The 23,868-nt window shown below is 72.0% G+C and carries 16 protein-coding genes and 1 pseudogene; 14 read left to right on the top strand and 3 right to left on the bottom strand.

Annotation, left to right across the window (positions count from 1 at the left end):
* Window positions 1-131 precede the first annotated feature (131 nt).
* From ACN267_RS18155 to trpA, 9 genes are all read left to right on the top strand, one after another.
* Window positions 132-1,055: an SDR family oxidoreductase gene (locus tag ACN267_RS18155; RefSeq protein ID WP_204956713.1), complete on the top strand. Its 924-nt coding sequence runs from the start codon at window positions 132-134 to the stop codon at window positions 1,053-1,055.
* Window positions 1,056-1,220: 165 nt separating this feature from the next.
* Entirely contained in the window at window positions 1,221-2,918 is a 1,698-nt protein-coding gene (locus ACN267_RS18150) for a beta-ketoacyl synthase N-terminal-like domain-containing protein (RefSeq protein ID WP_204956714.1), read from the top strand.
* A gap of 130 nt (window positions 2,919-3,048) precedes the next feature.
* Window positions 3,049-4,236 (top strand): monodechloroaminopyrrolnitrin synthase PrnB family protein, encoded by a 1,188-nt coding sequence (locus ACN267_RS18145; RefSeq protein WP_204956715.1) that lies wholly within the window; start codon window positions 3,049-3,051, stop codon window positions 4,234-4,236.
* Window positions 4,233-5,519: a flavin-dependent oxidoreductase gene (locus ACN267_RS18140; protein ID WP_421489201.1), complete on the top strand. Its 1,287-nt coding sequence runs from the start codon at window positions 4,233-4,235 to the stop codon at window positions 5,517-5,519. Before ACN267_RS18145 ends, ACN267_RS18140 begins: the two co-directional genes overlap by 4 nt.
* Complete coding sequence (locus tag ACN267_RS18135) at window positions 5,516-6,145, top strand: DsbA family oxidoreductase (protein ID WP_421489200.1); 630 nt, start codon at window positions 5,516-5,518, stop codon at window positions 6,143-6,145. The genes ACN267_RS18140 and ACN267_RS18135 overlap by 4 nt, the downstream gene beginning before the upstream one ends.
* 5 nt (window positions 6,146-6,150) lie before the next feature.
* Window positions 6,151-7,761 carry an FAD-binding oxidoreductase gene (locus ACN267_RS18130; protein ID WP_421489199.1) on the top strand — a complete coding sequence of 537 codons (1,611 nt, stop codon included), beginning with the start codon at window positions 6,151-6,153 and terminating at the stop codon, window positions 7,759-7,761.
* 13 nt (window positions 7,762-7,774) lie between these two features.
* Complete coding sequence (trpC, locus tag ACN267_RS18125) at window positions 7,775-8,578, top strand: indole-3-glycerol phosphate synthase TrpC (RefSeq protein WP_421489198.1); 804 nt, start codon at window positions 7,775-7,777, stop codon at window positions 8,576-8,578.
* Between the two features lie 38 nt (window positions 8,579-8,616).
* The gene (gene trpB / locus ACN267_RS18120; protein WP_307821023.1) at window positions 8,617-9,858 is read left to right on the top strand and encodes a tryptophan synthase subunit beta; all 1,242 of its coding nucleotides are present in this window, start codon (window positions 8,617-8,619) and stop codon (window positions 9,856-9,858) included.
* A complete protein-coding gene (gene trpA, locus ACN267_RS18115; RefSeq protein ID WP_421489197.1) occupies window positions 9,851-10,687 on the top strand; it encodes a tryptophan synthase subunit alpha in 837 nt (278 codons plus the stop codon). The genes trpB and trpA overlap by 8 nt, the downstream gene beginning before the upstream one ends.
* Before the next feature lie 208 nt (window positions 10,688-10,895).
* On the opposite strand, the pseudogene trpD reads toward trpA, so the two are convergent.
* Window positions 10,896-11,921: pseudogene (trpD, locus tag ACN267_RS18110) on the bottom strand (anthranilate phosphoribosyltransferase); the annotation flags it as partial.
* A 116-nt stretch (window positions 11,922-12,037) separates the two neighbouring features.
* Here trpD and ACN267_RS18105 point away from each other — a divergent pair.
* Window positions 12,038-13,459 (top strand): PLP-dependent aminotransferase family protein, encoded by a 1,422-nt coding sequence (locus tag ACN267_RS18105; protein WP_421489196.1) that lies wholly within the window; start codon window positions 12,038-12,040, stop codon window positions 13,457-13,459.
* 16 nt (window positions 13,460-13,475) lie between these two features.
* Here ACN267_RS18105 and ACN267_RS18100 read toward each other — a convergent pair whose 3' ends face one another.
* Both ACN267_RS18100 and ACN267_RS18095 read right to left on the bottom strand, forming a co-directional pair.
* Window positions 13,476-14,051, bottom strand: a complete 576-nt coding sequence (locus tag ACN267_RS18100; protein ID WP_421489195.1) for an anthranilate synthase component II — start codon at window positions 14,049-14,051, stop codon at window positions 13,476-13,478.
* Window positions 14,048-15,571, bottom strand: a complete 1,524-nt coding sequence (locus ACN267_RS18095; RefSeq protein ID WP_421489194.1) for an anthranilate synthase component I family protein — start codon at window positions 15,569-15,571, stop codon at window positions 14,048-14,050. Before ACN267_RS18095 ends, ACN267_RS18100 begins: the two co-directional genes overlap by 4 nt.
* Window positions 15,572-15,837: 266 nt before the next feature.
* On the opposite strand from ACN267_RS18095, the gene ACN267_RS18090 reads away from it, so the two are divergent.
* From ACN267_RS18090 to ACN267_RS18075, 4 genes are all read left to right on the top strand, one after another.
* On the top strand, window positions 15,838-17,232 hold the full coding sequence (locus ACN267_RS18090) for a class II 3-deoxy-7-phosphoheptulonate synthase (RefSeq protein WP_421489193.1): 1,395 nt from the start codon (window positions 15,838-15,840) through the stop codon (window positions 17,230-17,232).
* 414 nt (window positions 17,233-17,646) lie between these two features.
* Window positions 17,647-20,340 (top strand): RICIN domain-containing protein, encoded by a 2,694-nt coding sequence (locus tag ACN267_RS18085; RefSeq protein ID WP_421489192.1) that lies wholly within the window; start codon window positions 17,647-17,649, stop codon window positions 20,338-20,340.
* Between the two features lie 431 nt (window positions 20,341-20,771).
* Window positions 20,772-22,142: a lectin gene (locus tag ACN267_RS18080; protein WP_421489191.1), complete on the top strand. Its 1,371-nt coding sequence runs from the start codon at window positions 20,772-20,774 to the stop codon at window positions 22,140-22,142.
* Between the two features lie 178 nt (window positions 22,143-22,320).
* Window positions 22,321-23,556 (top strand): RCC1 domain-containing protein, encoded by a 1,236-nt coding sequence (locus tag ACN267_RS18075; protein ID WP_421489190.1) that lies wholly within the window; start codon window positions 22,321-22,323, stop codon window positions 23,554-23,556.
* The last annotated feature ends 312 nt before the right edge of the window (window positions 23,557-23,868 follow it).

The following is a 23,868-nucleotide window of genomic DNA, read 5'->3' as shown; positions in this document are numbered from 1 at the left end:
CAGGCGATCCGGTCCGCCGGCCGGTCCCGCTCGGACCCGGCCGGCACGAGGACCCGCACCGACGGGTCCTGCACGAAGCGCCACGTCCCCGGACACCGGCGCTGTCTACCACGATGCAAAGGAACTGAATGATGACCACAGAGCAGGGCAGGCAGTATCTGGTGTTCGGCGCGACCGGCGCCCAGGGCGGCGCGGTCGCCCGGACCCTCGCCGAGCGGGGCCACCCGGTGCGCGGTTTCGCCCGCCGGGACACCGGGTCGGTCCCGCCGGGGGTCAGCCTGGTCACCGGCGACCTGGCCGACCCGGCCGCCGTGCGCGAGGCGTTCACGGGCGTCACCCACGCCGCCGTCACCCTCCCGCTGGTGTACGACGCACAGACGGTCGCCGGCTACGCGCGCAACATCGCCGACGCCGCCCGGCAGGCCGGTGTGCAGCTGCTCGTGTTCAACACCAACACCTGCATCCCGGACGAGGCGACGCCGTACCCGGCGTACGAGACCCGGCGGGCCACGGAGACGATCCTGCGTGACAGCGGTGTTCCGCTGATCGTGCTGCGCCCGCCGGTCTACCTGGAGAACCTGTTCAACCCCGGGGTGGGCGGAGCGTTGGCCAACCAGAACGTGCTGGCCTATCCGCTGCCCGCCGACCGCCGGGTGGCCTGGCTGTCGCACGGCGACCTGGCCGCGGCGATGGTGGCCGCCCTGGACCGGCCGGATCTCGTCGGCAGGTCGGTGCAGTTCGGCGGCGGCGAGGTGGTGACCGGCCCCGAGCTGGCCGAGATCTTCTCCGGGGTGCTCGGCAGGCGGATCAGCTATCTGCCGTTGGAGGTCGACGCCTTCCAGGAGGGGTTGGCCTTCGCGTTGGGCGGGCCGGCCGCCACCGGTGTCGCCGGCATCTACCGCTGGGTCGGCCAGGAGGCCGGCCGGGACCTGTTCGACCTCGACCCGGCAACGCTGCCGAAGGCGTTGAACGTCGGTCCGCGGCCGATCGCCGAGTGGGTCGCGGCCCAGCCGTGGCAGCAGTTCGCCCAGGAGAACCAGACCGAACCCTCCTAGGGGGTCGCCTGGGCAGTCCGGCCGGCACACCGGTGTGCCGGCCGGACTGCCCAGGCAGTGACGACCCACCGCTCGCAACGGCGCGGGGGATCCGCCGTACGACCTTTGCGGAAGGGACTCGAACACATGTGGTCAGCACGACGGCAGTCGGGGGAGCCGATCGCGGTGATCGGTGCAGGATGCCGCCTTCCTGGCGCGCACGGCACGACGCAACTCTGGCAACACCTGGTCGACGGTCGGGACCTGATCGATGAGGTTCCGGCGGACCGGTTTCGCATCGACGACTACTTCGCTCCGGCGCCGCCGCCACCGGGCCGTACGAACAGCCGCTGGGGTGGGTTCGTCACCGGGGCCGCCGAGTTCGACGCCGAGTTCTTCGGCATCGACGACGAGGAGGCGGCGAGCCTCGACCCGCAGCACCGGATGCTGCTGATGACCGCGTGGGAGGCGCTGGAGGACGCCGGTCAACTGCCCGAACACCTCGCCGGCAGCCGGACCTCGGTGTTCGTCGGGCAGAGCCAGGCCGACTACTGGGATCTCCAGAGCGCCCGACTCGACCGGCTCGGCCTGGCCGCCGTGCTCGGCGGACAGCAGCGCAGCATGGCCGCCGGTCGGCTCTCGTACGCCTTCGACCTGCGGGGGCCCAGTCTGACCGTGGACGCCGCCCAGGCGTCATCGGGGGTGGCGGTGCATCTCGCGGCGCAGAGCCTGCGCTCGGGTGAGAGCACGATGGCCGTCGTCGCCGGGATCAACCTGGTCCTCACGCCCACACCGGCGGTGATGTTCGGCCAGGCGGGGGTGTTGTCCGGCAGCGGGCGGTGCAGGTTCGGCGACGACACCGCCGACGGGTTCGTCCGTAGCGACGGCGTCGTGGTCGTGGTGCTCAAACCGCTCACCGCCGCGCTCGCCGACCACGACCGGATACGCGCCGTTCTGCTCGGCAGCGCGGTGAGCAACGACGGTCGGGCCAAGTCCGAGCTGGCCGCGCCGTCGGTGACCGGTCAGACGACCGCGATGCGCGCGGCGTACGCGGCGGCCGGGGTGCGCCCGGCGGAGGTCGACTACGTCGAGGCGCACGGGACCGGCACCCGGATCGACGCGGCCGAACTCGTCGCGATGACCGGGGTGCTGGCCGAGGGACGGCCCGCCGGCCAGCCCTGTCTGGTGGGGTCCATCAAGACGAACATCGGCCACACCGAGGCCGCCGCCGGTCTGGCCGGCCTGGTCAAGGCGATGCTCTGCCTGGAACACCGGCTCGTGCCACCGAGCCTGCACTTCCGCCACCCCCGGTCCGACGTCGACTGGGACCGGGTGCCCCTGGTCGTACCCGGTGCCCCGACCCCGCTGCCCGACCGTGGCCGGCCGGCAGTCGTGGCGGTCAACGGGCAGGGCATGTCCGGCACCAACGTCCACCTGGTGCTCGCCGAGGCGCAGGCGACCGACCGGCCCGACGCCGGGACGACCCGGCCGACGGGAGCGTCCGACCCGGGCGTCGAGGGGTACCCGCTGGTGCTCAGCGCCCGCACCCCGGCCGGCCTGACCGAGCTGATCCACAGCTACCTGGACTATCTCGCGCCCGCAGGCGCGGGTGCCGCGTTCGACCTGCGGGACATCTGTTACAGCACCAACGTCAGGCGTCGGCGCTACGCCCACCTGACGGTCGTGCGGGGCCGTACCCGGGACGACCTGATCCGCGAGTTGCGCGCGGTGCTGGCCGACGGGCCGGGGGAGAGCGTGCCGGACCCGGCCGACCTCGGGCCGGCGGGCCGACTGGTGCCGCTGCCTCCGCGCCCGTGGCGGACCTCCCGGCACTGGCTGCACTGGGCGGTGCCGCCGGGCCCGCAGCACGCCTTCCGTGGCTGACCGGCGGTAACCGCCGCCACCGAACCGACCCACCTCACCGGGCGCGGCTGTGCCCTGGCGTCTCCTGCCGCCCCGGTGCGTGCCCCTCTGTCCAACCACCGTCCCGTCCCGTCCCCTCAGAAAGAGAGCAATGGCGAACGCAGCGATCACCGACCTGTCCAGCCTGGCCCGGATCGAAAACGTCAGGCTCCTCGACCCGCTCAACGCGGACTCGGCCTGTTTCCGGCTGCGCACCATGAACACGCAGACCGACGTGTCAGCGATAGTGGGCGCACTGCGCGCCCTGATACCCGGCCTCGACGAGGTCGCCACGTACTCGTTGGACGAGTGCCTCTCGGCGATGCGTGACCTCGGCATGTTCCTGGGCTCCCTCAAGCGGCACGGCGTGGAGCCGCTGCCGGTGGTGCCGGAGGTCACCGCGGTGCTGGAGGAACTCGGCCGGCGGACCGACATGGTGCCCCGGGACACCGTGCACCACTACACCACCTGGAACCCGGTGGGGCACCGCCAGCGGATGTACACCGGGGACCCGCAGGAGAGGTTCCTCCAGGAGTCGGTGCGGATGGTCTTTCCGGATCTGCGTACCGGCCTGAACACGTGTGACGTGCTGGCCGACACCGCACCTACCGATCCGGAGTTCGCCCCGCTGCTGGACGAGTTGAACGTCCGGCTGCACGCGATGGTGGACTCGATCGACCTGGTGCTGCGGCACGTCAGCCCGGTCTTCTTCGCCCGGGTGCTCCGCCCCTACTTCGAGGAGATCACCGTCTCGGGCCGGGAACTGCTCGGGCCGGCCGCCGCGCAGGTGCCGCTCTGGCTGGTCGACCAGGTCATCTGGGCGACCGACCGCAGCGAACCCGGGTACGACGAGTTCATCCGCCACTCGGTCCCCTACAGCCTGCCCCGGTGGCGGAGCTACTACACACGGTGGAGCGAGGGCAGGTCGGTGGTGAGTCGGCTGGTCGACGCCTACGGCGGGCTGGACGGCGCGACGACCGGCCGGGAGTCGCCGGTGTTGCGCCGCGGCGCGGAGGCGCTCGCCCGGGTGCTGCGGACGGTGGTGGTGTTCCGGGGGCGGCACCTCGGCATCGCCCGGCAGGCGTACCAGGCCGATCTCCGCCTCTACCCGGTGGGCAGCGGCGGCGCCAGCGTCGACCTGCTCCGGCAGATCATCGATCTGACCCGGCAGAACGCCGGCCTGGTCCAGGCCCGCCGGCCGAACCCGTCGACCGAGGTGCCGACGATCCGGCCGACCGCGCCGGCCGGGCCGGACCGCAGGATTCCGCAGCAGCGTTGGCGGGACGGGGTGGCCCTGTGAGGGTGCTGATCGCCGGTGGCGGCATCGGGGGCCTGACGCTGGCCCTGAGTCTGCACGCGGTGGGGATCACCGACATCAGGGTCGTCGAGGCGGCACCGGCGATCCGGCCGCTCGGCGTCGGCCTGAACATCCTGCCCAACGCGGTGCGTGAACTCGCCGAGCTGGGGCTGCTCGACGAGTTGTCGGCGGTCGGGGTCCAGACCGGGGAGCTGTCGTACTACAACCGCTTCGGATCGTTGATCTGGAACGAACCGCGCGGGCGGGCCGCCGGCTACCGCTGGCCGCAGTTGTCGATCCACCGGGGGCGGCTGCAGCTGGTGCTGCTCGACGAGGTGCGCCGACGGCTCGGCGACAAGACGGTGGTCGCCGACGCCCGGGTGCGCGACTTCGACATCCGGGCGGACGACTCGGTGCGGGTGATCGTGGATCATCCGGCCGCCGGTGGGGTCGGCGAGTTCGACGCCGACGTGATGGTCGGTGCGGACGGCATCAACTCGGCGGTCCGCGCCGCGCTCTATCCCGACGAGGGCGAGCCGCCGTGGAACGGGCTGCTGGTGTGGCGGGGGTCCGCCTGGCGGACGCCGTTCCTCAACGGCAGCACGATGATCATCGCCGGGGACGAGCGACGTCGGGCCGTGGTGTATCCGATGTCCCGACCGGCCGGGCCCGGGCAGCCGGTGCTGATGAACTGGGCACTGGCCCGGCCGGCAGCCGAACAGGACCGGCCGGCCCGGGCGGACTGGAACCGGAGGGTCGAACCGGATTCCTTCCTGTCCGACTTCGCCGATCTCCGCTTCGACTGGCTGGACGTGCCGGAACTGGTCCGGGCCGGTGGGGAGGCGTTCGTCTATCCGATGGTGGACCGCGACCCGCTGCCCCGGTGGACCTTCGGCCCGGTGACGTTGCTCGGTGACGCCGCGCACGCCATGTACCCGATGGGTTCCAACGGAGCGACCCAGTCGATCGTGGACGCCCGGGTGCTGGCGTTCTGCCTGGCCCGGCACGCCGACCCGGTCGCCGCCCTGGTCGAGTACGAGCAGCGGCGTCGGCCGGTCACCACGGATCTGCAGGAGCGTAACCGGCAGCTCGGGCCGGAACTCGTCATCAGCCTGGCGGCCCGGCTGGCCCCTGACGGTTTCACCGACGTGCACGAGGTCATTTCGGCAGGTGAGCTGGCCGAGATCTCCGACCGGTACGCCCGGTCGGGCGGCTTCGACGTGACGACTGTCAACGACCGCCCGTCCTACGACGTGCCGGACGCCGCACGGGTGGTGCTGCCGTGAGGGTGGACAGCTATCTCGACATCTCGTGTCCCTGGTGCTACGTCACCAAACGGCACCTCGACGCGGCCGTACGGGAGTTCGACGGTCCCGAGGTCCGGATCGTGCGGCATCCCTACCAGATCGACGGCGAACACCCCGCCACGCCGATGCCGATGCTCACCTGGCTGGCCGGCAAGTACGGCGAGGAGAAGGCGGCCCGGATGAGCGCCGAGGTCACCAGGTACGGCCTCGGCATGGGCATCGCCTTCGCCAACGAGGCCGGCTACGCGGTCAACACCCTGGCCGCCCACCGGCTGCTCTGGTCGGCCGGCCGGGAGTACGGCGAGGAGGTCCAGGGACGGCTGGAGGAACTGCTCTTCGCGGGCTACTTCGTCGACGCCGTCGACGTGTCCGACCCCGAGGTGCTGGTCGATCGCGCCATCCGGGCCGGAATGGCACCCGGGCGGGCGGCCCACCTGCTCGCCACCGACGCGGGCACGGACGAGGTACGGGAGTTGGTCCGGCGGGCCCGGCGGGAGACCGCCGTGGTGCCCCTGGTCGTGGTCGACGGCCGACGTCGGCTCGACGGCCCGCAGGAAAGCGACCGCCTGCTGGCGGCGCTCCGACAGACAGCGGAAGGAAGGTGAACCCGGTGGAACTGACCCGTCGTGGAGTGCTGGGTGGTTCGGCGGTGGTCGGTGGCGCGGCGGCTGCCGCGTTCGTGGGCGTGGCACCCGCGGTGTCGGCCCGGCCGGCAGCGGGGGACGGCGGCACCCTCCTGACCGTACGGCCCGGTGATCCGCAGTACGCCGACCTGGTGCGGGGCGTCAACCAGCGGTGGGTGGGCCGCCCCGGCCAGGTGGTGGTGGCCACCTCGACCCCGGACGTGGTGCGGGCGGTGGAGCAGGCGGCGCGTACCGGGCGGCGGTTGTCGGTCCGCAGCGGCGGCCACTGCTTCGAGGACTTCGTCAGCGATCCGGCTGTGGAGATCCTGCTGGACCTGGGGGGCCTGGACCAGATCGGCTTCGACCCGGCCCGGCGGGCCTTCGTGGTCGGGGCCGGCGCCCGGCTGGAGGAGGTCAACCGTCGGCTCTTCGCCGGCTGGGGGGTCGCGTTGCCGGCCGGTTCGTGCCCGAGCGTCGGGGTCGGCGGGCACATCTCAGGTGGCGGCTACGGCCCGCTCAGCCGCCTGTTCGGGCTGACCGTCGACCACCTCTACGCGGTGGAGGTGGTGGTGGCGGACAGATCGGGTGCGGCGCGGGCGGTGACCGCCACCCGGGAGGCCGACGATCCGCACCGGGAGTTGTGGTGGGCGCACACCGGCGGTGGCGGCGGCAACTTCGGGGTGGTCACCAGGTACTGGTTCCGGTCACCCGGCACCGACACCACCGACCCGCGCCGGCTGCTGCCCCGGCCACCGGCGGAGCTGCTGGTCAACACCGTGATCTGGCCGTGGGAGGCGATGGACCGGGCGGCGTTCACCCGGTTGCTGCTCAACTACAGCCGGTGGTACGTCGCCCGCAACCGTCCGGGCCTGGTCGAGAACCACCTCTACAGCCACCTGATCACGTTTCACCGTTCCGGGGGCGCCGTCGTGCTCAACACGCAGGTGTCGGGGCAGGCGCCCGACCCTGACGGTCTGCTCGACGACTTCCTGGCGGCGGTCGGCGACGGGGTCGGCGTGGCCGGGCAGAGCACCGTCCGGCGCAGGCTGCCCTGGCTGCTCGGCACCCAGTGGTCCGGGTTCGCCGACCGGCCGGTCGGTCGCCGGATCAAGGGCAAGTCGGCGCTGCACCGGACCGCGTTCACGCCGGCGCAGGCGGCAGCCATCCACCGGGCGTTGACCTCGACCGACTACTCCCACCCGGGCAGCGGGGTCCTGATCGCTCCGTACGGCGGTCAGGTCACCGCCGTCGCCGGGTCCGCCACCGCGAGTTCACACCGTGACGCCGCGCTGATGCTCATGTATCTGAGCGAGTGGGACGACGAGTCGGAGGACGCGACGCACATCGGCTTTCTCCGCGGGTTCTACCGGGACGTCTACGCCGGCACCGGCGGCGTCCCGGTGCGCGACCGCGGTACGGGTGGCGCGTACATCAACTATCCCGACGTCGACCTGCGGGACCCGGCGTGGAACCGGTCGGGCAGTTCCTGGCAGGAGCTGTACTACGGCGCCAACTACCCCCGGTTGCAGCGGGTCAAGAGCCAGTGGGACCCGCTGCGGCTGTTCCAGCACCGGCTCTCGGTCGAGCCGAATCGATGAGGAGGACGTACCGATGAGCGTGTTGCAGGAGATCGTGCGGGACGTACGCGCCGATCTGGCGGCCCGGGAGGCGCGCGTCGGACCGGCGGTGCTGGAGGAGATGGTCGCGGCGGCGGCCCCGCCGTTGGACGCGGTGGCCGCGCTGCGGGGCGACACGGTGCGGGTCATCGCGGAGATCAAGCGGCGCAGCCCCGCCAAGGGGCCGCTGGCCGACATCGACGACCCGGCAGGTCTCGCCGGGGCCTACGTGGCCGGCGGCGCGGCCGCGATCAGCGTGCTCACCGAGCCGCGCCGGTTCGGTGGCTCCCTGGCCGACCTGACCGCGGTCCGTGCCGCCGTGCCGGTGCCGGTGCTCCGTAAGGATTTCATCGTCTCCGCCTATCAGCTGTGGGAGGCGCGGGCGCACGGCGCGGACCTGGTGCTGCTGATCGTCGCCGCGCTCGGTCAGCCCGAGCTGGAGTCGTTGTTGCGCCAGGCCACCGACCTGGGGCTGACCACCCTGGTCGAGACGCACGACGCCGAGGAGGTACGCCGGGCGGTCGACGCCGGCGCGCGGGTGATCGGCATCAATGCCCGCAACCTCAACACCCTGGCGGTCGACCCGGGGGTGTTCGCGACGTTGGCGGCGCTGGTGCCGGACGACGTGGTCCGGGTCGCCGAGTCGGGGGTCCGGGTCCCCGCCGATGTCGGGGTCTACCGGGATGCCGGCGCGGCGGCGGTACTTGTCGGCGAGGCGCTGGTGACCAGCGCGGATCCGGGGGCATCGGTGGCCGCCCTGGTGGCGGCGGGCCGTCGGCCGGCGGGAGCGTCCCGGTGACGCCCCCGTGGGCGGCGTCGCCGCAGGCCTACGTGGCGGTGGTCGCCGAGGCCCTCGACGGCCCCGAACTGCCCGATGGCGCGGACGGCCACTTCGGGCAGTTCGGCGGGCAGTTCATGCCGGAGGCGCTGATGGCGGCGTTGGCGGAGGTGACGGAGGCGTACCACCGGGCCCGTAAGGACCGGGAGTTCCATGCCGAGTTCGCCGCGCTGCTGACCGGGTTCGCCGGGCGGCCGAGCCCGCTGACCGAGACGCCCCGGTTCGCCGAGGGCACCGGGGCGCGGATCCTGCTCAAGCGGGAGGATCTCAACCACACCGGCTCCCACAAGATCAACAATGTGCTGGGTCAGGCGCTGTTGACCCGCCGGATGGGCAAGAAGCGGGTGATCGCCGAGACCGGCGCCGGCCAACACGGCGTCGCCACCGCCACCGCGGCGGCATTGTTCGGTCTTGAGTGCGTCGTCTACATGGGCGAGGAGGACATCCGCCGGCAGGCGCTCAACGTCGCCCGGATGCGGGTGCTCGGCGCGCAGGTCGTCCCGGTGACAGTGGGCAGCCGCACCCTCAAGGACGCCCTGAACGAGGCCATCCGGGACTGGGTGACCAACGTGGAGACCACCCACTACATCCTCGGCACGGCGGCCGGACCGCATCCCTTCCCGGCCCTGGTCCGCGACTTCCACCGGGTGATCGGACTGGAGGCGAAAGCCCAGCTGGCCGCCGTCAGCCCGACACCGCCGACGGCCGTGGCGGCCTGCGTCGGCGGCGGCTCGAACGCCATCGGCGCCTTCCACGCGTTCGTGCCCGACGACCGGGTGCGGCTGTACGGCTTCGAGGCCGGCGGTGCCGGCGTGACGACCGACCGGCACGCCGCCTCGATCACCGGCGGCTCGGTGGGCGTGCTGCACGGTGCCCGTACCTACCTGCTCCAGGACCGGTACGGACAGACCCGGGACAGCCACTCGATCTCGGCGGGGCTGGACTACCCGGCGGTCGGGCCCGAACATGCCTGGCTGCACGACACCGGCCGGGTGCGGTACGAGCCGGTCGACGACGACGAGGCGATGCGTGCCTTCGCCCGGCTCAGCCGTACCGAGGGGATCATCCCGGCGATCGAGTCCGCGCACGCGCTGGCCGGCGCGCTGCGGATCGCGCCCTCGCTGCCCACCGGCCCGGACGGCGCTCCACCGGTGATCGTCGTCTGCCTGTCCGGACGCGGGGACAAGGACATGCACACCGCCATCGAGCACCTGGGCCTGGAGGGGGACGACCGTGGGTGACCCGACCGGGCCGCAGACCAGGCTGAGCCGGACGCTGAGCGCCGCACGGGCGCAGGGGCGGGCGGCGCTGATCGGCTACCTGCCGGTCGGCTTCCCCACCGTGGCCGGCTCGATCGCGGCGATGGAGGCGATGGTCGAGGCGGGCGTCGAGGTGGTCGAGGTCGGCCTGCCGTACAGCGACCCCGCCATGGACGGGCCGGTCATCCAACATGCCGTGGACGTCGCGCTGGCCGGTGGAACCGTCACACCGCACGTCTTCGAGGCGGTCGAGGCGGTCACCGCCGCCGGAGCCGCCGCCGTCTGCATGACCTACTGGAACCCCGTCGAGCGGTACGGCGTCGACCGGTTCGCCGAGGAACTGGCCACCGCCGGGGGCAGCGGGCTGATCATTCCCGACCTCATCCCGGAGGAGGCGGACCGCAGCGGCTGGACGGCGGCCAGCGACGCGTACCAGCTGGACCGGATCTACCTGGTCGCCCAGACCTCGACGGCCGGGCGGCTGGCCCGCACGGCCACGGCCAGCCGGGGCTTCGTCTACGCCGCCGCGTTGATGGGCGTCACCGGCACCGGCGGTGCCTCGGCGGAGGCGGCGCAGGCGCTGGTCAGCCGGGTGCGGACGGTCACCGACACGCCGGTCTGCGTCGGGCTCGGGGTGTCCACCGGGGCACAGGCGGCCCGGATCGCCGGCTACGCCGACGGGGTGATCGTCGGCGCCGGTTTCGTCCGTCGACTGATCGACAACGAGGACCCGGGGGCCCGGCTGCACGCGGTCCGCGGCTTCGCCGGCGAGTTGGCCACCAGCATCCGGGATGCCCGTGTGCCGGCCTGACCTGTCGGGCGGACCGACAGCCGACGTACGGCTGTCGGTCCGCCCGCCGTCCTCACCCGGCCACGACACCTCGTCCGGCCGACGGTCCGGCGGTGTCCACGTGACCGTCGCCCGCCGGGCGGACCCGGTCGGGCCCACCGGTCGGGCGTGCCCCGACCGCCCCGGCGTCGCCCGGATCCCGGGTTCCGCCGCCGACGAGCGCACCGCCGACCTCCCGCCAACGATCGAGCAGCCGGCGGGCGGCACCGGAGTCGATGGACTCGGCGGCGAGGCGTACCCCGGCCGCCAACCGGGCGGTGACCGGTTCGTCGGTCGGGCGGGCCGCCGCGATCCCGGCCGCCGCCGCGAGCAGCACCGCGTCACGCACCGGTCCGGTCACGCCGGCCAGCACCTCGCCCGCGACCCGCGCACTGTCCTCGGGACCGCAGGTGCGCAACGCGGCCAACGGGGAGTAGCCGATACCGATCTCGCGGGGGTCGAAGACCTCCTCGCGCACCGCCAGGTCACGGACCACCCAGACCCGGGACGTGGTGGTCACCGTCAACTCGTCCAGCCCGTCGTCACCACGGAACACCAGGGCGCTCCCGCCGGCATGAGCCATCACCCCCGCCACCAGCGGGGCGGCCCGCAGATCGGCCACCCCGATCGCGTGGGCCGACGGCCGGGCCGGATTGGACAGCGGCCCGAGCAGGTTGAACACGGTGGGCACGCCGAGCTCCCGACGGACGGCGGCGGCGTGCCGCATGGCCGGGTGGAACACCGGCGCGAAACAGAACCCGATGCCCACCTGGTCGACCAGGGTCGCCACGTCGGCGGCGGAGAGCCGCAGCGGCACCCCGAGACGCTCCAGCACGTCGGCCGAGCCGCTCGACGACGAGACCGAGCGGTTGCCGTGCTTGACCACCCGGATCCCCGCGCCGGCCACCACGATCGCGGCCATCGTGGAGATGTTCACCGTCCGGGCGCCGTCGCCGCCGGTGCCGACGATGTCGAGCGTCGGACCCGCCACCGGCACCGGCACCGCGTGCGCGTACATGGCCTGCAACAGCCCGTCCACCTCGGCGACGGTCTCGCCCTTGGCGCGCAACGCCACCAGGAAGGCGGCCAGCCGGGCCGGCGGGACCGCACCCCGCATCACCTCGTCCATCGCCCACTCGGTGTCCTTGGCGGTCAGGTCCTCCCGCCGCAGCAGGGCGCTCAACAGTGCGGCCCAGTTCCGATCGGTCTCGGTCATCAGTTGCCCCCTCACGTCCTCCTGCCCACTGTCGGATCGGGCGGCAGGTCGTGCCAGGCCACCCCGGCGGCGAACGGCCGGTCCACTTCCCCCGTCGCGGACCGGGGAGCAGCGTGATGGCCTGGCGGTTGTTCATCCACGTCGACCGGGACTGCGGCACCCCGTTGACCGTGCAGATCCACGACGCCATCCAGCGGGAGATCGTCGCCGGTTCGCTGCGACCGGCGACCCGACTGCCCTCCAGCCGGCAACTCGCCGCCGACCTCGCGGTCTCCCGCAGCGTCGTGGTGGAGGCGTACGACCGGTTGATCGCCGAGGGCTACCTGGACGCGGTACGCGGGTCGGGCACCCGGGTGGCCCGGCACATCAGCCCGGTCACGGCCCGACCCGAGCCGGTGCAACGGCCCGAGGCGCAGCTCGTCCGCTTCGATCTGCGGCCGGACGCCGGCGACGGGGTCCACTTCCCGCACAGCGACTGGCTGACCGCGTACGACCGCGCGGTGCGTTCGGTCCGGCTGCCCGATCTGGACCGGCCGCCGTCCTGCGGGGTGGCGGCGTTGCGTACGGAACTCGCCGGTTATCTCGGTCGGGTCGTCGGGGTCCGGGCCGAACCCGGGCAGACCCTGGTCACCGCGGGTTTCTCGGCGGCGCTGCGGCTGCTGAGCGGCGCGTTGCGCCGGATCGGCATCGACCAGTTGGGCGTGGAGGATCCCGGCCACCCCCGGCACCGACGCCTCGCCGCCCGGTTCGGCCTGCGCCCACACCCGGTGCCCGTCGACGACGGGGGGATCGACGTACGGGCCCTGGCCGCCAGCGGGGTGCGGGCGGTGCTGACCACCGCGGCCCACCAGTTCCCGACCGGGGTCACCATGAGTGGGGAACGCCGTGGCCAGTTGTTGCGGTGGGCCCACGACAACGACGCGTGGATCATCGAGTTGGATCACGACGGCGATCTGTGGATGGAGCCCCGGCCCCGGCCCCTCGCCCTGCAACGCGAGGCCCCCGACCGGGTCGTCTACGCCGGTACGGCCAGCACGATCCTCGGCCCGGGGCTGCGGGTGGGCTGGCTCTGCGTCCCGTCGCCGCTGCTGCCCGTCGTCGACCGGGTCGGCGTCGACCGGGAGTTCGCGGTGGACAGCCTGACCCAGCTGGCCTTCGCCGAGTTCATCCGCAGCGGGCTGCTCGACCGGCACGCCCGGCGGATGCGGGCCCGCTGCCGGGCCCGGCGTGAGGCGTTCAACCAGGCGGTCGGACGCCACCTGCCCCAGGCCCGCACGATCGGCTCGACGGCCGGCCTGTACGCGTACCTGAGGCTTGCCGGGCAGCTCGACGAGGCCGCGCTGCTGACCGGGGCGGCCTGCCGCTCGGTGCTGGTCGCCGGTGGCAGGTCCTTCGCCGTCGACCGTCCGCCGCCGTCCGCCGCCCTGGTCGTCGGGTACGCCGGACTTCCCCGCTCGGGACTGTTCGAGGCGTTCCGGCTGGTCGGGGAGACGGCGGCGGGACTGCCCGGCCAGCCCCGCCTGCGGCACACCGCCTGACGGCCCCGACCGGGCCTCAGACCGGAACCGACGTGGTCAGGAAGTTCTCCAGCAGCCGTCTGCCACCGACGGTGGTGATGCTCTCCGGGTGGAACTGGATGCCCTCCACGGGGAGGTGCCGGTGCCGCAGACCCATGACGAACCCGTCGTCGTCGGAGTGTGCGGTCGCCTCCAGCACGTCCGGCAGCGGCTCGCCGACCACCAGCGAGTGGTAGCGGGTGGCGACCATCTCCGGCGTCAGGCCGGTGAAGACGCCCCGCCCGTCGTGCCGTACGACGCTGGTGCGGCCGTGCATCGGCCGGCCGGAGACCAGCACCTCGGCGCCGAAGGCCAGCCCGATGGCCTGGTGACCGAGGCACACCCCGAGCACCGGCACCTGGCCGGCGAAGAGTCGTACCAGCTCCACGTGACCGGAGTCGGCCGGATGCCCCGGTCCGGGCCCGAGCACCACCGCGTCCGGTTCCCAGGCCAGCAGTTCGGCCTCCGGCAGCGTCTTCGACCGTACGGTCTCGGCCTGCACGCCGAGGTCGCGCAGGTACTGCTGGATGATGTGCACGAAGCTGTCGTAGGCGTCGATGAGCAGCACCTTCACGGCAGCAACTCCTCTCCGGTCAGCGCCCAGTAGGCGGCTGACATCTTGTGTAGGGTCTCGGCCCATTCCCCCTCGGGGTCGGACTGCGCCACGATCCCCGCCGAACTCTGGGTCGAGTAGCGGACCCCGTCGAAGGAGACGGTGCGGATGCAGAGCGCCAGCTCGCTCCAGCCACGCGGGTCGATCAGGCCGACGGTGCCCGCGTAGCTGCCCCGGTCGTCCCGCTCGATCTCGCTGATGATCTCCATGGCCCGCAGCTTCGGGGCGCCGGTCATCGTGCCCGCCGGGAAGGTGGACCGCAGCGTCGTCCACACGTCGGCACCGGGCTCCAGCCGGGCGGAGACCGTCGACACCAGGTGGAACACGTGGGAGAAGGTCTCCACCGCCATCAGCCGGTCGACCGCCAGGCTGTGCGGGCGGGCGACCCGGCTGACGTCGTTACGACACAGGTCGACCAGCATGATGTGCTCGGCGCGCTCCTTGGTGCTGGCGAGCAGCGCGGCGATGCGTTCGTCATTGCCCGTGCCGGTGGGGTCGCGGCGGGTGGTGCCGGCGATCGGCCGCATCACCAGCAGGTCCTCCTCGGTGCGGAACAACAGCTCCGGGCTGGCACCGATCAGGGTGGTGCCGTGGTGCGGCAGGAGATACATGTGTGGCGACGGGTTCTTGGCCCGCAGCCGGCGGTAGACCTCCAGCGGGGTCAGCGACGTGCGCACGTCGATGCGGTGGCCGATCTGGATCTGGTAGATGTCACCGACGCGGATGTGCTCCAGGCAGCGGCGCGTCCAGCCGAGGAACGTCTCCCGGTCGACGTTGTCGCTGACCTCGTCGGGGACCGGTGCCGGGGGCACCCCCGTCGGCTGCCCGGCCGGTCGGCCGGCGGGCGGCACGCCGGGGGAGGCGGGGAAGCACGGGTGGTCGCCGCGCAGGTGCCGGACCCGTCCCGAGCCCGCGTCGAACCAGACCGAGTTCCGGAACAGGGTCAGGGTCAGATCCGGCAGGTCACCTGCGGGCCGGGGCGGCAGCTCCTCCATGTGCCAGGCGGTGCCGTATCCGGCGGTGAGCAGGAAACCGAAGGCGTACGCCTGCCTCGGCTCGTCGGTCTGCACGTCGAAGAGGCCCTGGGTGTGGCGCAGCAGCTCCCAGACGCCCGCCGGCCGGTCGAATCCCCACCGGCCCGGCCCGTCCGGACGCAGGCCGAGCCCGGAGGCGAGCTGCCGGAGCGCGTCGACGATCGTCGGCACACCGTCGAACTCCAGGTGTTCCCGGTACAGCCGCACCTGCGCGAGACGCCCCCAGCCGACCACCGATCCCCGTCGCTGCGGCTCCGGCCCGGAGAGGCTCTCCAGCAGGAACACCTCCTGGCTGCCCAGGCCGTCGGCGAGGGCCGCGTAGAGCTCCAACGGATCGCGTTCGGCCAGCTCGGTCGACACCACCGTGACCGGTAACCTCAGTCGGTCGAGCAGGCCCGTGGTCGGCCCCGCGTCGTGATCCGTCCGGGCGACTCCACTCGTCAGCATCACATCCCCCTTCGCCGCTGCCAGCCAAGCAGGTGTCCCCGGGCGACCCCAGACCATTTGCCGGCTACCGGACCGGTCCACTTCGGCCTCGCGGCACCGACCGGCCGAGAGGATCGCCAGGTCATCGGGGGGTGCCAGCGGGTTCGCCGGGTGCCGGGGTGGACTGCGGCAGGTTTGACGGGGCCGGGTCCGCCGGGCCTACGCTCAGCCCTGCCGGCCCATGACCCGTCCCACAGATCCATGCTCTGCCGACGCGGAAGGCTGCCATGACCCGCGCTCTGCTCGCTGCTGCGCACCACGTCCCCACCACCGACGCCCCGACGGCCGACCACTGGCGCGGCCGGCCGGTCGCCCAGGCGCCCGACTGGCCGGACAGCCGGCTGCTGGACCGGGTCGTCGGGGAGCTCAGTACCGCGTCCACCCTGGTGTCACCGCAGGAGTGCGACGACCTGACCGACCGCCTGGCGCAGGTCGCCCAGGGTGCGGGGTTCCTGTTGCAGGGGGGCGACTGCGCCGAGACGTTCGGTGGCACCTCGTCCCTGGCGGTCCGCCGGAAGCTGGAGACCCTGCTGCAGATCGCGGTGGTCCTCACGTATGCGGGCTCCCTGCCGGTCGTCAAGATCGGGCGGATGGCCGGGCAGTTCGCCAAACCACGGTCGGTGCCGACCGAGACCCGTGACGGGGTGACCCTGCCGGCCTACCGCGGCGACGCGGTCAACGGCATCGAGTTCACCGCGCAGGCCCGTCGGCCCGATCCCCGCCGCCTGCACGAGATGTACCAGGCGTCGGCGGCGACCCTGGCGATCATCCGGGCGTTCCTGACCGGTGGTTACGCCGATCTGCGGCAGGTGCACGCGTGGAACCAGGACTTCGTGGCCCGCTCGCCCGTCGGGCGGCGTTACGAGCGGCTCGCCGACGACATCGACCGCGCGCTGCGCTTCGTCCAGGCCTGCAACATGGACCTCGCCGGGACCCGGAGCGTCGACCTGTACACCAGCCACGAGGGTCTGCTGCTCGACTACGAGGAGGCGTTGACCCGGACGGACCCGCGCACCGGTCGGCGGTACGCCGGCAGCGGCCACCTGCTGTGGCTGGGGGAGCGCACCAGGCAGTTGGACGGTGCCCACCTGGCGTACCTGACCACCATCGCCAATCCGATCGCCGTGAAGCTCGGTCCGGCTACCACCGCCGACGAGGTGGGCGCCTACATCGACCTGCTCGACCCGCAGCGTCGGCCCGGCCGACTGACGTTCATCGCGCGGATGGGGGCCCAGGCGGTCCGCGACCGGCTGCCCGCACTGGTCGAGGCGGCGGTTTCGGCCGGCGGTGTGGTCACCTGGATCAGCGACCCGATGCACGGCAACACGATCACCGCCCCGAGCGGGCACAAGACCCGGCGTTTCGACGACATCGTCGACGAGGTGACGGGCTTCTTCGAGGTGCATGCCGCGCTGGGCACCCATCCGGGTGGCCTGCACATCGAGTTGACGGGCGACGACGTGGCCGAGTGCGTCGGTGGCGGCGAGCCGATCGCCTTCGACGACCTGCACGCCGGGTACGAGTCGGCGTGCGATCCCCGGCTGAACCGCAGCCAGTCGATCGAGTTGGCCTTCCGGACGGCGGAACTGTTGCACGCCCAGTTCCACGGCAACGGATCGTAACGGTCCCGGCGGCGGCCGTGGGTCGTCCGACGACCGGCAGGCGTGCGCGACGCGGGCCGGGCCAGGTCTGTCCGGTCACGATTTCGCATAGGCGGTTGACAATTGGTGGTTGCGGCCCAAAAGCGTGACGCCTACGCTTCAGGGCAGAATTCCGTGACCACGGGCAAGAACGCTCGGGCGGTCGGCGGGAGTTCCCTGTGGCGGGGCACTGCCGCCGGCTGATGCCGGTCGTTCGAACGTGCACCTTGCCACTGCCGGTCGCGGTGTCTCCAGTAACCCGCCAACGGCCGAACCCGCCGGAGCACCCTGTCTCCCGGCGCGGCGGCCCATGTTCGCCCGGCGGGTTCACTGTCGCACCCCCAGGACACCTGTCCAGCGGACATGTCTGTCGGTGGCCTGCGAAAGGAACGCTACGTGAAAACAGCCCTCTCCACCGCCCGAAGGTCGCTGCTGGCCGGCGCGTTGCTCGTCGCCGCCGCGTGTCCGGCCGTGATCGCGAATCAACTGCCGGCGTCGGCGGCAGTCCAGGCGACCTACTACGTCGCGCCGGACGGCAGCGACACCAATCCCGGCACGATGGAGTCGCCCTTGCGGACGCTGCAACGCGCCCGGGACGTGGTGCGTACTGTGAACGTGAACATGACCGGGGACATCCAGGTCTACCTGCGGGGCGGCCGGTATCCGGTGAGCAGCACCGTCGAGTTCGGCGCGGCCGACTCCGGCAGCAACGGCTACCGGGTCAGCTACTCCGCCTACCCCGGTGAGACCCCGGTGCTCGACGGGGGCGTGCCGGTCACCGGCTGGACCCAGCACAGCGGGAACATCTGGAAGGCGCCGCTGGACCGGGCCAACAAGCTGCGCGCGCTCTACGTCAACGACAAGCGCGCCGTCATGGCGACGAAGACGGTCGGCTCGGCGGGTTGCTACGGGACGTACACCATCACCGCCGGGCAGGCCGCGTGGGCGTGGGAGTCGGGCTCGCAGTGCGACGGCGCGAAGTACAACCTCAACGACTTCCCGGCGATCGCCCGCAACGCCGAGGACATCGAGATCGAGACGGCGACCACCTGGACCACCGCCATCGTCGGGGTACGCCAGGTCACCTCCGACGGGGCGAACCGGGTGGCGTTGTTCCAGCAGCCGGGTGCCGCCATCGCCCAGGGCGCGTTCAACGGCAACGCCCAGAGCGGCGGCAGCCACAAGCTGATGAACGCCTACGAGTTCCTGGACGCGCCCGGTGAGTTCTTCTTCGACAAGGGCGCCAGGACGCTCTACTACTACAAGAGCAGCGCCGAGAACATGACGACCGCGTCGGTCTTCGCGCCGAACAACGTGACCACCCTGCTGCGGGTCGCCGGCACCTCGACGGGCAGCCACGCGCGCAACCTCACCTTCGCCGGGCTGACCGTGCAGCACTCCGACTGGAACCTGTTCTCCGTGGCCGGTTCGTCGTACAAGCAGGCGCAGCAGGGCAACCTCGGGGCGCAGGCGTACGCCAAACGCAACTTCCACGACTACTACTACCGCAACGTCGACGTCACACCGGGCATGATCCAGGTGGAGAACGCCGACAACATCCTGCTGAGCCGCAACCGCATCCAGCACAGCGGCGCCGACGGCGTCAACATGGTCAACGACGTGCAGAACAGCCAGTTGACCGGGAACTTCACCAACGACATCGCGGGTTCCGCGATCACCGTCGGCCACCCGCAGCACGTCTACATCGGCGACGGCACGTCGACCAACCGGGAGAAGTGGCTGCCGCAGGTCGAGGGGCTGCCGAAGAACATCGACATCAGGAACAACTACCTGTACGACAGCGCGGTGCTGTTCAACGGGCACAGCCCGATCTCGGCGTACTTCGTGGACACCCTGACGATCCAGCGCAACCGGATCGAGAAGTCGCCGTGGTCGGGCATCACGCTCGGCTGGGGCTGGTGGAACTTCGACGGCTCATCGGGTTCGATCGCGCCGAACCGGCCCACCACGACGGCCCGGAACAACACCATCAGCTACAACCACATCATCGACACGGTGCAGCGGCTCAGCGACACCGCACCCATCTACACGTTGGGCGCGCAGCCGGGGACGACGATCACCAACAACTACCTCCAGGGGGTGCCGTCCGGGCACAAGTACGGCCTGCACCCGGACGAGGGTTCGGCGTACATCACGTTCCGGGACAATGTGCTCAGCGTGGACAAGAACATCACCTGGATGATCAACTCAGACGACTTCGGGCGCAAGCACGACCTGAGCATCACCCAGATCTACGGCCCGATCAACAAGGTGTCCAACAAGAACCTGCCGAACAGCACGGTCAACGACATCCTGGTCTCGTCCGACTACGTCTGGCCGGCGGCGGCGTACGGCATCGCCGCCGCCTCCGGGCTGGAGGACGCGTACCGGGACATCGTCCCGGCGGCCAACCTGTCGTTGCCGAACTACGTGCTGCCGGCCAGCACCTTCGTCACCAGCGCCTCGGCGACCATCCCGATCCGCAGCACCGGCGACGCGTCCAAGACGGTCTGGCTGGCCCCCGCCGGCACGACCACCTTCACCGCCGGCCCGACGATGACCCGGGCGGCGGGCACCGCCACCTCCATCGCGGTGCCGACGAACCAGGGCGAGTACCGGCTGTTCGTGGTGGACGCCCAGGGCAACCGGTCGGCCGAGTCCGGCTCGCTGGTCCGCCAGCAGGGCACCGGCAGCGGTCAGCAGGGTGGCCGGCTGGTGGGCGGGCAGTCCGGCCGCTGCGTCGACGTGCCCAACGCCAGCACCACCAACGGCACCCAGGTGCAGCTGTGGGACTGCACGGGCGGCACCGGCCAGCAGTGGACGTACACCAGCGGCAGGCAGTTGACCGCGTACGGCAGCAAGTGCCTGGACGCGAGTGGCGCGGGTACGTCCAACGGCACCGCGGTCATCATCTGGGACTGCCACGGCGGTGCCAACCAGCAGTGGAACCTCAACGCCAACGGCACCCTGACCAACGCCCAGTCGGGGCTCTGCCTCGACGCGAACGGCGCGGCCACCGCCAACGGCACGAAGCTCATCCTCTGGTCCTGCAACGGCGGGTCCAACCAGCAGTGGAGCCTGCGCAACTGACCTGGCGTCCCCGGGGCCGGGCCGACCGGCCCCGGGGAACCGCTGCGCGAGCTGCGGCCCGTCGCCGTGGAGGGGTGACCCCGGGCCGCAACCCGCCCGACACAGCATTGACATATTTCACTATCCGACCTAGGGTCTTGCCGAATCGATTCGACGTCCGGCGCCACCACACCGGACCTCGACCGGGTGGCGTTCGGGCACGACGTGGACCACCGGCCGATTCGACGACCAGCCGGTCCCGCCTGGGCAGCGGGCCCCGCAAGGCTGGCAGCTGCGGCGACGGGCCGGTCGGCGTCGTACGCGTACCGCGCGTCTCCCGGTGGGCCGTCCTTGGCGGGTGCGGTCGGCGGGAGCAGTTCGGGCGCGACACGTCGGAACCGTCGTGGACCCCGTACCCCGAAGCAGTCATGCCGAGTGGCAGGAGCCCCATCGTGACAAGGCGCAGATCCATCCTCGGTTCCCTCGCGGCGGCGGCGGCCCTCGTCGTGACCGTGGGCGCGACGACCCTCGCCGGCGGCCCCGGCACCACCGCCGCGGCGGCCGGTGTCTCGGCGGCCGCCGCGACCGCCGGGTGCGGCAGGGCACCCACGTTGACCAGCGGCCAGCGGACCATCCAGAGCAGCGGCCAGAACCGCAGCTTCATCCTCCGGATCCCCGACGGCTACGACCGCAACCACCAGTACCGGCTGATCTTCGGCTTCCACTGGAACGGCGGCACCGCCAACGACGTCGACGGGGGCGGCGCGGACGGGGCCGCCTGGTCCTACTACGGGCTGCGCCAGCAGGCGAACAACAGCACGATCTTCGTGGCCCCCCAGGGCAACGGCAACGGCTGGGCCAACCCCGGCGGCCAGGACGTCACCTTCGTCGACGACATGGTCCGGCTGATCGAGAACGACCTGTGCGTCGACACCACGCAGCTGTTCGCGCTGGGCTTCAGCTACGGCGGCGGGATGAGCTACTCGTTGGCCTGCTCCCGGGCGAACGTCTTCCGGGCCGTCGCGGTCTACTCCGGCGGGCAGCTCAGCGGGTGCAGCGGTGGCAGCCAGCCGATCGCCTACATGGGCATCCACGGCATCGGGGACCCGGTGCTCAACGTCTCGGCCGGTCGGTCCCTGCGGGACACCTTCGTGCGCAACAACGGGTGCACGGCGCAGAGCCCGCCCGAGCCCCGGGCCGGCAGCCTGACCCACATCACCACCACCTACTCCGGCTGCCGCGCCGGCTACCCGGTCGTGTGGGCCGCCTTCGACGGCGGGCACACCCCGGGTCCGGTCGACGGGGGCGGGGACAGCGGCGTGCGGACCTGGACCAAGGTCGAGGTGTGGCGGTTCTTCACCCAGTTCGGCAGCACCGAGCCGACGCCGAGCCCGACGGTGACGCCGACCGGTAACCCGACCACCCCGCCCCCGGGCGGCACGGGTGCCGTGCGCAACTCGTCCTCCGGGCGCTGCCTGGACGTCAACGGCGGCACGCAGACCAACGGCTCGGCGGCGATCATCTGGGACTGCCACGGGCAGGCCAACCAGAGCTGGACCTCGACGGCCGCCCAGGAGCTGCGGGTGTTCGGCGGCAAGTGCCTGGACGTCAACGGCGCGGCCACCGCCAACGGCAGCTCGGTGATCATCTGGGACTGCAACGGCCAGGCCAACCAGCGGTGGCGGTTCAACGCCGACGGCACGATCACCGCCGTCGGCTCGGGCCGCTGCCTGGACGTGGTCGGCAGCGGTACGGCCAACGGCACGCGTACCCAGATCTGGGACTGCAACGGCAGCGCCGGCCAGCGGTGGAGCCGGAGCTGAGCCGCTGGGACGTCAGCGGAGGACATCGGTAGGACCAAGGTTGCCCCGGCGGGAGCTATGCATTGATGCAATTCAATGCATAGGGTCACTGCTGTACGAGGTGGGTCGATGCGACCCGCCGGGGCGACGCTGCCTCCGCCGTGCAGAAATCGACGTTCGTCTGGGGAGAGAACAGAACATGAACGAACAACAGGACAGTCGGCTGTGGGCCCGATGGCGACGGGCGGCCCGCACCGCGGGCACCGCCGCGGCGGTCTCGCTCGGGGTCGCCGCGCTCGCGGTGGGCTTCTCGGCGGGTGCGGCGGTCGCGGGCACGGCCGTCGCGGAACGGGGCGCGTCCAGCGCCGCCCTCGCCGCCGCCACGGTCTCCCAGGTCACCACCGGCGACCTGCACACCTGCGCGATCCGCACCGACGGGACGCTCTGGTGCTGGGGGGACAACTACGGCGGCAAGCTCGGTGACGGCACCACCACCAACCGCACCACACCGGTGCAGGTCGGCACCGCCACCACCTGGTCGAAGGTCGACGCGGGCACCAGCAACACCTGCGCGATCCGTACCGACGGCACGCTGTGGTGCTGGGGTGGCAACTACAACGGGCAGCTCGGTGACGGCACCACCACCAGCCGGAGCACCCCGGTGCAGGTCGGCACCGCCACCAACTGGGCCAGCGTCAGCGCGGGCGCCAACCACACCTGTGGCGTCCAGACCACGGGCACGCTGTGGTGCTGGGGCCTGAACCGCAACGCGCAGCTCGGCGTCGGCACGTCCCCCTCCCGGGCGACCAGCCCGGTGCAGGTGGGCACGGAGACCACCTGGACGAGCGTGACCACCGGGTACGCGCACAGCTGCGGCGTGCGTACCGGCGGCACCCTGTGGTGCTGGGGCGACAGCACCGACGGGCAGCTCGGCGTGGGCATCCTCGGCTACCGGGCCACCCCGGCGCAGGTGGGCACCGCGACCTCGTGGGCCGGCGTGACGGCCGGGCACGCGCACACCTGCGCGAACCGCACCGACGGGACGCTGTGGTGCTGGGGTGAGAACGGGTACGGCCAGGTCGGCGCCGGCACCGGCGTGCAGACCAGCCCGATCCAGGTCGGCACCGCGACCACCTGGACGAAGGTGGACGCCAGCGTGGACTCGTCGTGCGCACTTCGTACCGACGGGAGCCTGTGGTGCTGGGGCAACAACGGGTTCGGGCAGTTGGGCGACGGCACCACCACCCACCGGTCCGCTCCGCTGCGCGTCGGCACCCTGACCACCTGGACGCAGAACCTGGCCGTCAGCTATCACAGCTGCGACGTGCGTACCGACGGGAGCCTGTGGTGCTGGGGCAACAACATGTCCGGGCAGTTGGGTGACGGCACCACGACCCACCGTTCGACCCCGGCGCAGCTGGTCCTGCCGGGCTGATCCGGACGCGCCACGCCGTCGACCCGCGCCGCCGCCGATCCGGCGACGGTCGGGTCGGCGGTGTGCCCGCCTCCCGCCGGCGTGGGGCCTCCGCCGGAACATTCGTCTGATCATTACAAAAGTCTGCCGCCGGATCCGTTCACCAAAAGGCGCGCTGATCGGCGGTTTCGCTCCACTGGTGACGTTGACCGCAGCGCGTTGTGGTGCCTAGCATGTGACGTCTGATCATCGATGATCAACGATGTCAGGGCCGCGTGGGTCGACGGGCAGCGTCCCGTCCCGCGCCGGAGAGCTTCGGGGCCGGAGACCGGC

This window comes from Micromonospora sp. WMMD734 (assembly GCF_049178975.1).
Lineage (GTDB): Bacteria > Actinomycetota > Actinomycetes > Mycobacteriales > Micromonosporaceae > Micromonospora > Micromonospora wenchangensis.
The sequence above is the reverse complement of the archived record's forward strand: the minus strand, read 5'-3'. Positions and strand labels throughout refer to the sequence as shown.